15 protein-coding genes are annotated in these 13,267 nt (G+C 60.1%); all 15 read left to right on the top strand.

The genetic code is table 11. The features are described from left to right. Positions 1–18: 18 nt before the first annotated feature. The 15 genes from HYT87_10550 (at position 19) to HYT87_10480 (ending at position 13,200) form a co-directional block, all read left to right on the top strand. Positions 19–732, top strand: coding sequence for a FliO/MopB family protein (locus HYT87_10550; GenBank protein ID MBI2060199.1), 714 nt, complete (start codon positions 19–21; stop codon positions 730–732). Between the two features lie 79 nt (positions 733–811). After that, on the top strand, positions 812–1,564 hold the full coding sequence (gene fliP / locus HYT87_10545) for a flagellar type III secretion system pore protein FliP (protein MBI2060198.1): 753 nt from the start codon (positions 812–814) through the stop codon (positions 1,562–1,564). Positions 1,565–1,610: 46 nt separating this feature from the next. After that, the gene (fliQ, locus tag HYT87_10540) at positions 1,611–1,883 is read left to right on the top strand and encodes a flagellar biosynthesis protein FliQ (GenBank protein ID MBI2060197.1); all 273 of its coding nucleotides are present in this window, start codon (positions 1,611–1,613) and stop codon (positions 1,881–1,883) included. Positions 1,884–1,889: 6 nt separating this feature from the next. Beyond that, positions 1,890–2,672 (top strand): flagellar biosynthetic protein FliR, encoded by a 783-nt coding sequence (fliR, locus tag HYT87_10535; GenBank protein ID MBI2060196.1) that lies wholly within the window; start codon positions 1,890–1,892, stop codon positions 2,670–2,672. 3 nt (positions 2,673–2,675) lie between these two features. Further along, positions 2,676–3,746 (top strand): flagellar biosynthesis protein FlhB, encoded by a 1,071-nt coding sequence (gene flhB, locus HYT87_10530; GenBank protein ID MBI2060195.1) that lies wholly within the window; start codon positions 2,676–2,678, stop codon positions 3,744–3,746. A 61-nt stretch (positions 3,747–3,807) separates the two neighbouring features. Beyond that, positions 3,808–5,937, top strand: a complete 2,130-nt coding sequence (gene flhA, locus HYT87_10525) for a flagellar biosynthesis protein FlhA (protein MBI2060194.1) — start codon at positions 3,808–3,810, stop codon at positions 5,935–5,937. Then, positions 5,934–7,196: a flagellar biosynthesis protein FlhF gene (flhF, locus tag HYT87_10520; GenBank protein ID MBI2060193.1), complete on the top strand. Its 1,263-nt coding sequence runs from the start codon at positions 5,934–5,936 to the stop codon at positions 7,194–7,196. The genes flhA and flhF overlap by 4 nt, the downstream gene beginning before the upstream one ends. Before the next feature lie 39 nt (positions 7,197–7,235). Further along, the gene (locus HYT87_10515; GenBank protein MBI2060192.1) at positions 7,236–8,048 is read left to right on the top strand and encodes an RNA polymerase sigma factor FliA; all 813 of its coding nucleotides are present in this window, start codon (positions 7,236–7,238) and stop codon (positions 8,046–8,048) included. Positions 8,049–8,136: 88 nt separating this feature from the next. Next, a complete protein-coding gene (rpsF, locus tag HYT87_10510) occupies positions 8,137–8,502 on the top strand; it encodes a 30S ribosomal protein S6 (protein MBI2060191.1) in 366 nt (121 codons plus the stop codon). Between the two features lie 3 nt (positions 8,503–8,505). Further along, a complete protein-coding gene (gene ssb / locus HYT87_10505) occupies positions 8,506–8,952 on the top strand; it encodes a single-stranded DNA-binding protein (protein MBI2060190.1) in 447 nt (148 codons plus the stop codon). Between the two features lie 11 nt (positions 8,953–8,963). After that, positions 8,964–9,209: a 30S ribosomal protein S18 gene (locus HYT87_10500; GenBank protein MBI2060189.1), complete on the top strand. Its 246-nt coding sequence runs from the start codon at positions 8,964–8,966 to the stop codon at positions 9,207–9,209. Further along, on the top strand, positions 9,193–10,233 hold the full coding sequence (locus HYT87_10495) for a DUF2232 domain-containing protein (GenBank protein ID MBI2060188.1): 1,041 nt from the start codon (positions 9,193–9,195) through the stop codon (positions 10,231–10,233). Before HYT87_10500 ends, HYT87_10495 begins: the two co-directional genes overlap by 17 nt. A gap of 9 nt (positions 10,234–10,242) precedes the next feature. Then, positions 10,243–10,686: a 50S ribosomal protein L9 gene (locus tag HYT87_10490; protein ID MBI2060187.1), complete on the top strand. Its 444-nt coding sequence runs from the start codon at positions 10,243–10,245 to the stop codon at positions 10,684–10,686. A 114-nt stretch (positions 10,687–10,800) separates the two neighbouring features. Then, positions 10,801–12,189: a replicative DNA helicase gene (gene dnaB, locus HYT87_10485; GenBank protein ID MBI2060186.1), complete on the top strand. Its 1,389-nt coding sequence runs from the start codon at positions 10,801–10,803 to the stop codon at positions 12,187–12,189. Between the two features lie 372 nt (positions 12,190–12,561). Beyond that, positions 12,562–13,200, top strand: a complete 639-nt coding sequence (locus tag HYT87_10480; protein ID MBI2060185.1) for a hypothetical protein — start codon at positions 12,562–12,564, stop codon at positions 13,198–13,200. Positions 13,201–13,267 lie beyond the last annotated feature (67 nt).

The raw sequence follows: 13,267 nt of genomic DNA, 5'->3' as shown, positions 1-13,267 counted from the left end.
CGAAAGGGGATGACGAACATGGGGGTCAAAGGGTGGATCTTGGTCTTGGTGTTGGCGGCGACGCCCGCGTGGGCGCAGGAAGCCGACTCCGATTTCTTCGGAAGTCCGACGCCGTCCCCTTCGTTCCGTTTCGGAGAAGGCGATTCGAGCGGCCACCCTGTCGCCGCGCCGCAGGCGGAACCCGCAGCGGCGCCGGCCGACACGGGGGAGGCCTTGGGGATCAATCCGAGGTTTGAATCGTCCGCTTTTCCCATGGCGGAGGATGGGGGCCTCCTCAGGAGCGCCCTGCGCACCGTAACCGCCGTCGGCTTTGTCCTTGCGCTGATCTTCGGACTGGCGTTTTTCGCGAAGAGATACATCCTGAAGGGAACGGCCGTGGGGTCGCGGGGTAAGTTCATACGGGTGGTCGATACCCTGTTCCTCGGCCCGCGAAAGAATCTGATGGTGGTGGAGGCCTTCGGCGACAAGTTCCTGCTGGCGACCGTCGGGTCGGGCGTGCAATTTCTTTCCCGCGTGAACGAGCATCGCCGTGAGGCGCGACCGGTGGCGATTGAAGAAGAGGCGCCTGCGGCGGCGAAGCCGACCGAACGGCGGGCGATGGGAGGCGGCGCAGAGTCCCGATGGTCTGTGGGGTCACCGTCTCCGAAGCGTGGAGAAGGCGGCGGGATGCCGCTGGCCGCCTGGAAGAAAACCATGCTGGAGGAAATTCAGAGGCTCAAGAGACAAGCGTAGGCCAATCGGAGAAACGTCCCGGCCCCCAGCGAAGACACGAGGGGTAGAGAGGGGTGGCGGGACCGGAGGTAGGGTCATCATGCGAAGGAACGCACTGAGATCGGGGTTGCTCCTGATGCTGCTCCTGCCCGGAGCCGCATGGGCGCAAAACGTTCCCATCCCCAAAATCACGTTCGGTCTGGATGCGGCGCAAAATCCGCAGGATGTCGCCATGACGCTCCAGATCGTCCTGTTGATGACGGTGCTCAGCCTCGCTCCGTCCATTCTGGCCATGATGACCTCCTTCACCCGCATCATGGTGGTGCTGCTTTTCATGCGGCAGGCTCTGGGAACGCAGCAGATGCCGCCGAACCAGGTCCTCGCCGGCCTGGCCATGTTCCTGACTTTTTTTACGATGGGGCCCGTGTGGGACGAAATCAATGAGAAAGCCCTCCAGCCGTACATGAAGAAGGAGATCTCGCTCAAGGAGGCCTATGACGAAACCATGGGGCCTCTCCGGAATTTCATGTTCAAGCAGACGCGGGAGAAGGACATCGGGCTTTTCGTTTCGGTGGCGAACCTCGAACGGCCGCACACCAAGGACGATGTCCCCAACCGTATCCTGATCCCGGCCTTCATCATCAGCGAGGTCAAGACCGCGTTTCAGATCGGATTCCTCATCTACATGCCGTTCATCGTGATCGACATGGTCGTGTCCAGCATCCTGCTTTCCATGGGCATGCTGTTCCTTCCGCCCGTTCTGATTTCTCTCCCGTTCAAGCTCATGCTGTTCGTCTTGGTGGACGGGTGGCATCTCGTCATCACGTCCCTCGTGAAAGGTTTCCGGATGTGACTCTGAAATTTCACATTTCAAATTGGAAATGCACCGGAGGTGGCGGGTGACCCAGGAATTCGTCATGACCATCGCCCGGCGCACGATGGAGATGACCTTTCTGGTCGCGGCGCCCGCCCTGGCCGTGGCCATGATCGCGGGGGTGCTCATCAGCCTTTTCCAGGCCGTCACCCAGCTCCAGGAAATGACGTTGACGTTTGTGCCGAAAATCGCCCTCACCGGCATCGCACTCATCGTATTCGGTCCGTGGATGCTCCAAATGCTTCTGGACTTCATGGTGCAGATGCTGAGCACGTATCCGCTGATGTTGGCGCAGTAGGCGGACATGGATCTGATCACGGTCGATCTCTCCCAGGTTGAACGGTTTGCCCTGGTGGTGTTCCGGATCAGCGGCATTATGTTCGTGGCGCCCATCCTGGGGGCCCGGAATCTTCCGCTCCTGGCAAAAACCGGACTGTCCTTGGTGCTCTCTTTTCTCATCTTTCCGACGGTCGATCCCGAGAGCATCCGTCCTCTGGGGGGACCGATCGACCTCCTCCTCGGGCTGGGCTCGGAGTTGTTGGTGGGCGTGACCGTCGGCATGGTCATCGAGTTCTTCTTTGCCTCCGTCGAAATGGCGGGCGAATGGCTGGGCGTCCAGATCGGGTTCGGCATGGCCAACATCTTGGATCCTCAGGGCGAGCGGCAAATCACGATTCTGGCGCAGGTCAAGATTCTCATTGCCTTCATGTTGTTCCTGTTGGTGGACGGTCACCACATGATCATTCGGACCGTTGCGAAAAGTTTCACCCTGGTGCCGCTCATGAGCGCCCATTTCAGCGGGCGCATCATCTCCTATCTGTTTTCGCTGGCGGGCGATCTGTTTGTGTTGGGAGTCAAGCTTGCGGCGCCCGTCATGGGAATTCTGCTGATGGTAGAGGTGGCCATGGCGTTGGTGGCGCGCACCGTGCCGCAAATGAACATCCTGATGGTCGGTATTCCCGTCAAGCTGATGATGGGTGTCATCGCTCTCGGCGCGATGATTCCGGTGGTGAGCTTCATGATCTTGAAAAACATGCCGTCGATCGAACGGAATTTGGCGATGGCCTTCCGGCTGATGGGGCAATAACCGATGCCGATTTTCGGTCGAGATCCATCCAAGACGGAGGCCCCTACCGCCAAACGCCGCTCGGAGGCGCAGAGCCAGGGCCAGGTGGCCCGGAGCAAGGAAATCTCCAATGTCGTTGTACTCTTCGCCAGTCTTCTGGCGCTGTATTGGTTCGGCTCCAAGATGTTCGAGGGATTGGGCGCCTTCATGGGGCAGACCTTCAGTCACCTCCACCAGCCGGATTTCACCCTTCAAGGTTTCTACTCGTACGCCATCGGCATCGCGACCATCTCCGCCAAGATCATCGCCCCCATCCTGATCGTTCTCTTGATCGCCGGCGTCCTCGGCAACATCGCCCAGGTAGGCTTCATCTTCAGCACGGAGTCGCTTACGCCCAACCTCGCGAAGCTCAATCCGCTGATGGGACTCCAACGTCTCATCTCCCTGAATGGATTTGTGGAATTGGCGAAATCCTCGGTGAAACTGGTCGTCGTCGGCGCCGTCGCGTACCTGGTGGTGAAGAAGGAACTGAAGCTCATTCCTTACATCACGGACATGTCCGTTCCCGCGATCGCGGCCTACATCTTGAAGGTGGCCACCAAGTTGTTCATCTACATCGGTCTGATCATGGTCGTGATCGCCATCCTGGACTACGCCTACCAGAAATGGGAGCACGAGCAGAGCCTCAAGATGACCAAGGAGGAGGTCAAGGACGAATTCAAGCAGAGGGAAGGTGACCCGCAGGTCAAATCGAAGATGCGTCAGAAACAGCGCGAGGCGGCCATGAAACGAATGATGCAGGAAGTTCCCAAGGCCGACGTCGTGATTACGAATCCGATTTTTCTCGCGGTGGCCATCAAGTATGACTCAGGTTCCATGACGGCCCCGGTGGTCGTGGCCAAGGGCGCGCGACTGATCGCCGAGCGCATCCGGGACCTCGCGAAGGCCAACGGGGTTCCCATCTGGGTGGACCAATACCTCGCCCGTGAACTGTACGATCGGGTGGATATCGGCGGCCAGATCCCCGTGGAAGTCTTTGCCGCCGTGGCGCAAGTTCTGGCGCACATCTACCGGATGAAAAACAAGGCGGCGTAAGATGTTCATGGTTTTTCATTTCGCTGTCCCCGAAGTAGAACGGAGAGGGGCGGCGTAAGGAATGGCAACCCCCGTTCCCGCACCGTCCCTTCCCGGGATCATGACTCCGAAGTGGATCACCCGGAATTCCGACATCATCCTGTCCCTCTTCGTGGTCGGCAGCATCAGCGTTCTCATGATTCCCCTCCCGGCTCCGGTGCTGGACGTGCTCCTCACGATCAACATCACCACGGCCCTCCTGATCCTCCTCGTGACGATGTACACGTTCAAGCCGCTCGAGTTCTCCGTTTTCCCGACGCTCCTCCTGATGACGACGCTGTTCAGGCTCTCCCTGAACGTGGCCTCCACGCGGCGAATCCTTCTTTACGGCGATCAAGGACTCGATGCGGCCGGGACCGTCATCATGGCCTTCGGCCAGTACGTGGTGGGGGGCAGTTACATCGTCGGCATCGTCATCTTCATCATTCTCAACGTCATCAACTTCGCGGTCATCACGAAGGGCTCGGGCCGTATCGCGGAGGTCGCCGCGCGATTCACTTTGGACAGCATGCCCGGCAAGCAGATGGCCATCGACGCGGACTTGAACGCGGGACTCATCAACGAACAGGAAGCCAAGGATCGGCGGAAGGAAATCCAGCAAGAAGCGGATTTCTACGGCGCCATGGACGGCGCCAGCAAGTTTGTCCGGGGTGATGCGGTGGCCGGAGCCATCATCACCGTGGTGAACCTCATCGCGGGCCTCATCATCGGGGTCGTCATGAAGGGGATGGACATCATGCTCGCCCTCCAGACCTACACGATCCTGACGGTGGGGGACGGGCTGGTGGCCATCATTCCCTCGTTCCTCATCTCCGTGGGGTCCGGCTTGATCGTCTCCCGAACCGTCGGGGCCAGGGACCTGGCGGGGGAACTCGCGAAACAGATGTTCAGCTATCCCCGCGCCCTCAGCATCGCCGCCGGGTTTCTGTTCACTGCGGGGGCGATCCCCGGCCTGCCGACCATTCCGTTCGTGCTCATGGGTGCCCTGACCGGCCTCTCGGCCTACATCACCTTCCAAACGGATCGTCGAACTCTGTCAAAGGAGGCCGACGAGAAGAAAAAGGCCGCGAGGCCGGAAGGGCCGGAAAAAGTCGAAAAACTGCTGGCCCTCGACATGATCGAGCTCGAAGTCGGATACGGCCTCATCCCACTCGTGGATGCCGGTCAGAACGGTGAGTTGCTCGACCGGATCAAGGGCATTCGACGGCAATTCGCGCTTGAGATGGGCATCGTCGTCCCGCCGGTGCACATCCGCGACAATCTCCAGCTCAAGCCGCACGAATACACCATTTTGGTGAAGGGAATCGAAGTGGCGCGGGATCAGGTCCAGCTCAAATCGTTCCTGGCCATGGCGCCTCCGGGCGTAAAAGGGGAGATCGAAGGCACGAAGACCAAGGATCCGGCCTTCGGCATGACGGCCTACTGGATCAACGAGAACCAAAAGGAAAAGGCCATCATGGCCGGCTACATGGTGGTCGATGTGCCGACGGTGGTGGCCACGCACCTCACCGAGGTCATTCGCGCGCACGCGCATGAACTATTGGGACGCCAGGAAGTCCAGAATCTGCTCGACAATCTGGCGCAGAAGTTCCCGAAGGTGGTTGAAGAGGTTGTCCCGAAGGTGGTAACGTTGGGCGATGTCCACAAAGTCCTCCAGAACCTCGTTCGGGAACAGATTTCCATTCGCGACCTGCTGACCGTGATCGAAACGCTGGGGGACCATCCGAACGTCAAAGATCCATACGCTCTCACGGAAGGGGTCCGGCAGGCGCTCAAACGAGTCATCTCCAAACAGTTTGCCACGAAGGGGGTCTTGAAAGTGATCACGCTGGAACCGAAGTTGGAGGAGTACCTGACGGCCACGATTCAGCGGGCGGAAGGTCAGTCGACCATGAGCATCGAGCCGCAGGTGGCGCAGAAGCTGCTCCTGGTTCTGCAGAAACAAGTCGAGAAGCTCATGTCGACGGAATATCACCCCGTCCTACTCGTCGCCCCTCTCATCCGCCGCCATCTCAAGAATTTGACGGAGCCCTTCATGCCCCACCTCGTGGTGCTGTCCTACGGCGAAATCGAACCCAAGGTGAAACTGGAGAACCTTGTCACCATCCGGATGGATGATCTTCAGAAGACGGATCTGCGGGCTCCATCATGAGAATCAAGACGTTCGTCGGACCCGACACGGAAGACGCGATCAAGAAACTGAGGGAGGAGTTCGGCCGCGACGCGGTCATCCTCGGCATGCGCACGGTCAAGCGCGGGAAGGGGACCTTTGGAATCCTGGGTCGATCCTTTGTGGAAATCACCGCGGGAATCGACGATGCCGTGGCGGGCGCCCCGGGCCTCGTGGAAGAAGAGATCGACGGCGATGGCATTCCGGGTCCAAACCCCGCCCCATGGAAAGGGATGGACCGTCTCAATGCCGTGGCCCAGAGCATGGAATTGATCCAACCGATCCAGGATGGGCTTCAGGAGATCAAGGATTTGGTCGAGAAGGTGCTTCATTCCCGGCAGGATTCCGGCACCCCACGATCCGAGGAGGTGGGCGAAGTGAAGGCCATGTTGCGGGCGTTGATCAAAGACCAGAAGAATCTCCGCGTTCCTCAGTTGCCGCCGCGCCTGATGGAATGGTGCGAACGGCTCATCGAGCGCGGAATCGAAGAGCGCCTGGCCAACAAGCTCATTGAAGAAATCCACTCGAAGGTGCCTTCGGCCAAACTATCCGACGCCCCCTATCTCGAGGGTTACATTCAGAAGGTGCTCGCCCATCTCATCCAGGCGTCCGGCCCGATCTTCCTCGAGGAGGGGCGCACCAAGATCGTCGCCATCGTCGGCGTCACCGGCGTGGGAAAGACCACCACCGTGGCGAAATTGGCCGCGGAATTTTCCATCCACCAGAAGAAGAAGGTCGCCATGATCACCATCGATGAGCGCAAGGGCGCCTTCGAGCAGGTCCGCTTCTTCTCGAAAGCAATCTCGGCCGTGAGCCAGATTCCGATACCGGCCGAGCTGGTGTACGAGCCGAACGAGCTTCGCGTGCTTCTGAACAGCTTTTCCGGATATGACGTGATCTTCCTGGATACAGTGGGCACGCCTCAGTTCAACGAGATCCAAATGAAGCGGCTGTCCGAATTCCTGGCCGTGTGCCCGGATACGGAGAATTATCTCGTTCTTTCATGCCCGACGCGCGACCGGGACCTGCTCGATATCCTCCGCCGGTTCGACCAGGTGCGATTCGACCGGATCATCTTCACGAAGGCGGACGAATGCTCGTCGTTCGGGCACATCTTCAACGTGCTGATGTACGCGAAGAAACCCATCGCGTACCTGACCGTGGGACAGCGCGTTCCGGAGGACATCGAGGTCGCCTCCTCGGACCGGCTGGCGGAACTGATCATCAAAGGGAGGCGGTAGCCCCGCCTTCCGGCGGGACGCTCCCGCGCTGAGCGGCCGATGACCACGTCTCGAGCCTACGCCCAACAGAGCCCCGACGAAAAGAAGAAAATCGTCGATGAGCACCTCCCGCTGGTGCGGCATGAAGTCGCCCGATTCAAGGCCCGTCTCCCCCAGCACGTCTCCGCCGACGACCTGACCAGCGCCGGAGTGCTCGGACTCATCGATGCGGTGGACAAGTTCGACCAGACCAAAGGCGTTCCCTTCCGGAACTACGCGGCCCTCCGCGTGCGTGGCGCGATTCTGGATGAGCTTCGTTCGCAGGACTGGCTCAGCCGGCCGATGCGACAGGACATTCGCGCACTCGAAGACGTCTACACGGAGCTTGAGAACCGGCTCGGCCGGCAGCCGGAGGACGAGGAAGTGGCAAAAGAACTCCAGATGAGCCTCGAGGATTTCTACGAAATGCTCGGCCGCACGCAGGGGGTCTCCCTGATCAGCCTGGAAGAATTGCAGGCGTTGCGGGCCGCCTCCGATGACGATCGCGACATCCTCGAGACCCTGATGGACCCGACCGTCAATGACCCTCTTGCGGAACTCCACATGACCGAAGTCCGCGACCTCCTGGGAGAAGCCATCGAGAACCTACCGAAGCAGGAGCGGATGGTCCTCACCCTCTACTATTATGAAGATCTGAACATGAAAGAGGTGGGAGAGGTGCTCGGAGTGACCGAGAGCCGGGTCTCTCAGATCCGCACAGCGGCCCTCTTCAAACTCCGAGGCCGGTTGAAATCCTATTTCGAACGGGGCGAATACCAGAAGCCCGCGCCGCCAAAAGAAGGAAGGGAACGCAAGAAAGTTCCCGTTGCCTGAGTCGGGGCCCGGCCGAAAACCCCGGCTTGACACTCGGAAGTGAAGCTGCTACACGTGTGGGATCGTGAGCGCAGGTTTGTACGAAACCATGTTGATTTTTGAGCCCGGCTTGGCGGAGTCCGCCCTGGAGCAATTGACTCAACGGATTTCCAAGGCGCTCACGCGCGTGGAGGGCGGCCGAATCGTCCGGGAGGACAGATGGGGCCTGCGCGAGTTGGCCTATCCGATCCGGAACAAGGAGAAAGGCTACTACCTCCTCCTCACGCACGAAATGGAAACCATCGACCTGGCGAACGTGCGCAAGGAACTGCGGCTTTTTGAAGGCATTCTTAGGTTCATGACCATCCGCCTGGACGAAAAAAAGTGGAAGGCGAAGCAGCAGGCGGGCAGTCTCAGACGGTCTCCCTCAGCCCCGGCCCCGTCCGGAGAGCGTTCCCAGCCTCAACCGGCGTAGGCCGTGGCCAGCTACAGCAAGGTCATTCTCATCGGAAACTTGACCCGGTCCCCCGAATTGCGGTTCACGCCCAGCGGATTGGCGGTGGCCACCTTGGGCGTGGCAGTGAATCATCGCACCAAGAAGAACGATCAGTTTATGGACGAAGCCAGTTTTTTCGATGTTGTCGTCTTCGGCAAACAGGCCGAGAACTGCGCGGACTACCTGACCAAGGGAAGAAGCGTCCTGGTGGAAGGTCGGTTGCGGCAGCGTCGGTGGGAGAAGGACGGCCAGAAGCGATCCAAGGTCGAAGTGGTTGCCGACCGCGTCCAATTCATGGGGCCGGCCAAGGGCCGGGCCGAGGGCGAAACAACCATCGACACGGGCGGGGAGGGGTTGGAAACGGCTCCAACCGCTCCGGCGCCAGTTGAAGAGCAGGCCCCGCCTGCCGAGGAGGACATACCGTTTTGAAACCACGAGGCATGCCCCGGAAGCACATCCGCCGGTGCCGGTTCTGTTCCGACCTCCAATTGGAAATTGACTGGAAGAATGTAGCCCTGCTCCGGCATTTTGTGACGGAGAGATTCAAGCTCAACTCCGCGCGGCAATCGCGAGTATGCGCCTGGCACCAGCGCAAGGTGAAGGAAGCGGTCAAACGCGCGCGCAAGATGGCCTTGATTCCGTACACCGTCAGCAAGAAGCTCCCGCCGGATGTCCTCTTCGGATAGCGATCCCGCCGGAGCGCCGCCGCAGGCGCATCCGCCCGGTCCCATGGAATCGGCGCGAACCCTTCCACGCCGAGGCCTTCCGTTTCATCTGGCCTCCGGGTTCATGGCGGCGATGCTGACGCTCCTCACGGCCTACCTCCTGCCTCGAACCTCTTTCCCGCTGAGTGTGGCTCTGGCCTGCTTCTCTCCTTTCCCCATCGTGGTGATGATGCTCCAGGGCGCGCCGTCGTCCTTGGCTCCGGTGGTGGTCGCCGCCGTCTCCGGAGTTCTGGCGATTCTGGGGGGATGGACGGAGGCGCTCTCCTATGCCGGTCTGTTTGGACTTGTGGCCCTCTTGGCGGCCTTCGGAATCGCCCGGAAGATGGAAGTGCCAAAGTTGGTGGCGCTCTCCGCCTTGGGCACCGCGCTGGCGCTTGGCCTATCGTGGGCTGCGTTGCGAGGCATCGTGGGCATGAAATGGGCGGTCCCCCTCGCCGGCGATCTGATGCGAGGGTTGGAGGCGTATCTCCGGCCGGACCTGAACTTGCCCGAGGCCGCGCAGTCGGGGAGTCCGTGGCTTGCGGCGCATCGCGACTGGGTGATGGGAACCGCGGCACGGGTATGGCCCTCTCTCCTGGTGATGAATTTGGCAGCGACGGTCTGGTTGAATCTCGCCGCGTGCCGGCTGCTCTTCCCCAAGGCGGCGTATTTCGCCGCGGCCTCCCCTTCGGGCTGGAAAGCCCCCGTGGCATTGGTGTGGATTTTCATCGCCTGCGGCCTGCTGACTCTCTCGGAACGAAACGACGTTCAAACCGCGGCCTGGAACGGCATTCTCCTTGGAGGCGCGGTTTTCTTTGCGCAAGGGCTGGCGGTTGTGACATTCTATTTCGCGAAGAAGCAGATACCCTGGGCTCTGCGATTCTTCGGATACCTGTTGATCCTGTTCCAATACGTTTTGGCGCTGGCTGTCGCTTTGGTCGGCTTGTTCGATCAATGGTTCGATTTCCGGCGCTTGGAACGGGCGGAAGAACCCGGGACTGAATAGGGGTACAAGATGGAAGTCATTCTCCAGAAGGACGTTGAAAAGGTCGGTCGCGCGGGCGAAATCGTAAAAGTGCGAATGGGGTTCGCGCGCAATTTCCTCCTGCCGCGCGGATTGGCCGTGTTGGCCACGACGCGAAGCGTCCGCCAGGTGGAGCACCTTCGGAAGACTGCCGAGGCCAAGGCCAAGCGCATGCTGCGCGATGTCCAGGAATTGGCCAAGCAGATCGAGCAGGCCGAAATCCAACTCAAGGTGAAGGTGGGCGATCAGGGCAAACTGTTCGGCTCGATCACATCCAAAGATCTTGAGGAAGCCCTTCAGAAAACGGGCATAACCGTTGATCGAAAGGCGATTCTTCTCGGGGAGCCCGCAAAGAGCGTTGGGGCGTATTCCGCGGATGTCCGGCTCCATACGGACGTCACGGCAAAGCTGAAGTTCTGGGTCGTCGCCGAGTAGACCCGGCTCGCACTCCATGGACGGCATCACCCCCCCCTCGCTCCGCTCGGGGCCATGCTCATGCCGCGCCATCCTGGCTGCGGCGACATCTCATGGCCCCATGCCGTCCTAAGCATGGGGGACGGCGAGGCGAATCGCCATGGGGTCTCTACGCCGCATGCCCCGGCGATCCCGCAGGACAGGGAGGCGGAGGCGCTTGTCCTGGGATCCGTTCTCCGCAACCGCGATCACCTCCTGAAAGTTCAGGAGATTCTCCGCGCGGACGATTTCTACTCGCAGGCCCACCTCCATATCTTCCAGACGATGCTGGAGATGTCCGACAAGCTTCGGGACATCGACCATTTCACGCTCAGCGACGCGCTCAAACGAAAGGGGATCCTGGAAGAAGTCGGGGGCATGTCCTACATCGCCGAGCTGGAGGACCTCGTGCCGGCATCGGCCAACGTCGAGGAATACGCCCGGATCGTGCGCGAAAAGGCGATGCTGCGAAAAGTCGTCGAAGTGACGCAGGGGATTCTCCAGAACGCCAACGGTCGAGTAGAGGACGCGGAGAAATTTGCGGACGAAGCGGAGCGCCGGCTCTTCGAGGTGACACAACGATATTTCCGGACCTCCTCCAAACCCATCAAGACGCTGGTGAAAGACTACATCAAGAAACTGGAGTATGTCTCGGAGGATCCCACCCGCGTGATGGGTGTGCGGACCGGATTCCACGACCTGGACAAGATTACGCACGGTTTCCAGAAAGGGGACTTGATCATCGTGGCCGGCCGACCGGGCATGGGAAAAACGAGTTTCTGCCTCAACGTGGCCGCCCACGCGTCGATCCGCGAGCGGGTTCCCGTGATCATCTTCACCCTGGAAATGTCGGCTGAGCTTCTTGTGATGAGGATGTTTTCCTCGGAGGCGCGGGTGGACTCGATGGAACTTCGGCGCGCGGTGTTTCCGCCGGACACGTGGGAGAAGCTGGTGCGCGTGGCCAGTCCGGTTTCCGAATGTCCCATGGAGATCGAGGATTCGGGCGCGATGACCGTGCGGGAAATTCGGTCGCGATCCCGCCGGCTCAAGACCGAGAACCGGTTGGGGCTGATCATCATCGACTATTTGCAGCTCCTCGGCGGCGGGCAGGATGGCGGTCGCTATCGATCCACCGACCGGGAACGCGAGATCGCGGAGATCTCCCGTTCGCTGAAGGGTCTTGCGAAGGAGCTTGAAGTTCCGTGTATCGCGGTTTCACAGCTCAACCGACAGGTGGAGTCGCGCGACGACAAACGGCCGCATCTGGCGGACCTCCGGGAAAGCGGTGCCATCGAGCAGGACGCGGACCTGATCCTGTTCCTCTATCGAGATGCCTTCTACAACCGGAAGGCGGATCAGGAGGATCGCACGGCGGAGGCCATCATCGGCAAGAATCGCAACGGCCCGACCAAAACCATTGAACTGACCTTCTTCCCTGAGTTCAACCGCTTCGAAAACAAGTCGGACATGCAGAGCCCGTTCTAGGCCGCTCGGCAAAGCGCGGGCGGAGCCGGGGAAGGGACTTGAACCCCCAACCTACGCATTACGAATGCGATAATGACATATTGTCATCGTTTCCTGTAAGTCCACGTTGATCGTGGTTTCCCCGTTGCCACTTGAGGTTACGTCGATCACGCGGTAAGATGGTGACAACATGCGAAAGCCAAGGAAAGGCCATCGTAGCCACACTGTAGCCACACGGAAGAAACCGACACGCCCCCCTGGTTTCCGTCCCTCCCCACCCGCGCGAGAACTTCCCCCGAATTTCGGCCAAGGCAGGGAGGGGCCGGACCCGAACCTACCCGGACGAAAGAGAACGCGCCTACGGCCACGCAGAAGCCCACGGCGGGGCATTCCGTGAGCGACGCCGGTTCAACCGTCTCCACCGGGCACGTAACAAGGCAAGAGATGAACCGGGTGATCGGCACTGTGGTAGGCGATATGGATGTGAAGGGTGGAACCGCAAGGGCGCTCGTCCGCGACTTGAAGCGTCGGTTCGCATTGCTCTACAAGGAAATTCCAATCGCTCTCAAAGAACGGAAAGAGGGGCCGAAGCATCTGAACGACTATCAGAGGATGTGCAAGGAGGCGGATCGTATCCTCCACGACAGGCACTTCAAGAGGGTTCCAGCGAGGTACATGCCGGAATTCAGAGACCGACTGGTAAAGGCGGCCATCCAGTATGCGCAAGAGGAGGTTATGCCTCTTGGGTGGGTGGCCGGGGAGAGGCCCAAGGGCGGGCGACCCGCCAAGATCACCGGGGCTGTACTCTCGTATGTTTGTGAGGCGTTTGAGATGCACACCAAAAAACCGAGGTACGCGGATGTCGAGAGCCTTGCAAGGTCTTGCTTCCCGAATCTCCCTTTCAAGAAGGGAGCCACAAAAGGCTTAATCCGCGATTACAGGAAACTACTCAAGAGAAATCCGCCTCTTTCTCCCGATGCGGCCGCTCGGGCCGCCGCAGGCCTCCCCCGGAAACGACCGATTCCGGCGTAGTAGCGCTCCGTAGTCGCCGGACCCCGTGGGGGGAAAACTCTCTCAATTCTGAAGGGGTTTCCCCCCC

It is taken from the genome of Nitrospirota bacterium, from assembly GCA_016180645.1.
Classification (GTDB): Bacteria; JACPQY01; JACPQY01; order JACPQY01; family JACPQY01; genus JACPAV01.
Note: the sequence above shows the minus strand (reverse complement) of the source record. Positions and strands in the feature narration are given on the sequence as shown.

Excerpts from the sequence above, each read along its gene's own strand:
- HYT87_10550 (MBI2060199.1), top strand. The coding sequence starts at position 19 with ATGGGGGTCAAAGGGTGGATCTTGGTCTTGGTGTTGGCGGCGACGCCC.
- fliP (MBI2060198.1), top strand. The coding sequence starts at position 812 with ATGCGAAGGAACGCACTGAGATCGGGGTTGCTCCTGATGCTGCTCCTG.
- fliR (MBI2060196.1), top strand. The coding sequence starts at position 1,890 with ATGGATCTGATCACGGTCGATCTCTCCCAGGTTGAACGGTTTGCCCTG.
- flhB (MBI2060195.1), top strand. The coding sequence starts at position 2,676 with ATGCCGATTTTCGGTCGAGATCCATCCAAGACGGAGGCCCCTACCGCC.
- flhA (MBI2060194.1), top strand. The coding sequence starts at position 3,808 with ATGGCAACCCCCGTTCCCGCACCGTCCCTTCCCGGGATCATGACTCCG.
- flhF (MBI2060193.1), top strand. The coding sequence starts at position 5,934 with ATGAGAATCAAGACGTTCGTCGGACCCGACACGGAAGACGCGATCAAG.
- HYT87_10515 (MBI2060192.1), top strand. The coding sequence starts at position 7,236 with ATGACCACGTCTCGAGCCTACGCCCAACAGAGCCCCGACGAAAAGAAG.
- rpsF (MBI2060191.1), top strand. The coding sequence starts at position 8,137 with ATGTTGATTTTTGAGCCCGGCTTGGCGGAGTCCGCCCTGGAGCAATTG.
- HYT87_10500 (MBI2060189.1), top strand. The coding sequence starts at position 8,964 with ATGCCCCGGAAGCACATCCGCCGGTGCCGGTTCTGTTCCGACCTCCAA.
- HYT87_10495 (MBI2060188.1), top strand. The coding sequence starts at position 9,193 with ATGTCCTCTTCGGATAGCGATCCCGCCGGAGCGCCGCCGCAGGCGCAT.
- HYT87_10490 (MBI2060187.1), top strand. The coding sequence starts at position 10,243 with ATGGAAGTCATTCTCCAGAAGGACGTTGAAAAGGTCGGTCGCGCGGGC.
- dnaB (MBI2060186.1), top strand. The coding sequence starts at position 10,801 with ATGGGGGACGGCGAGGCGAATCGCCATGGGGTCTCTACGCCGCATGCC.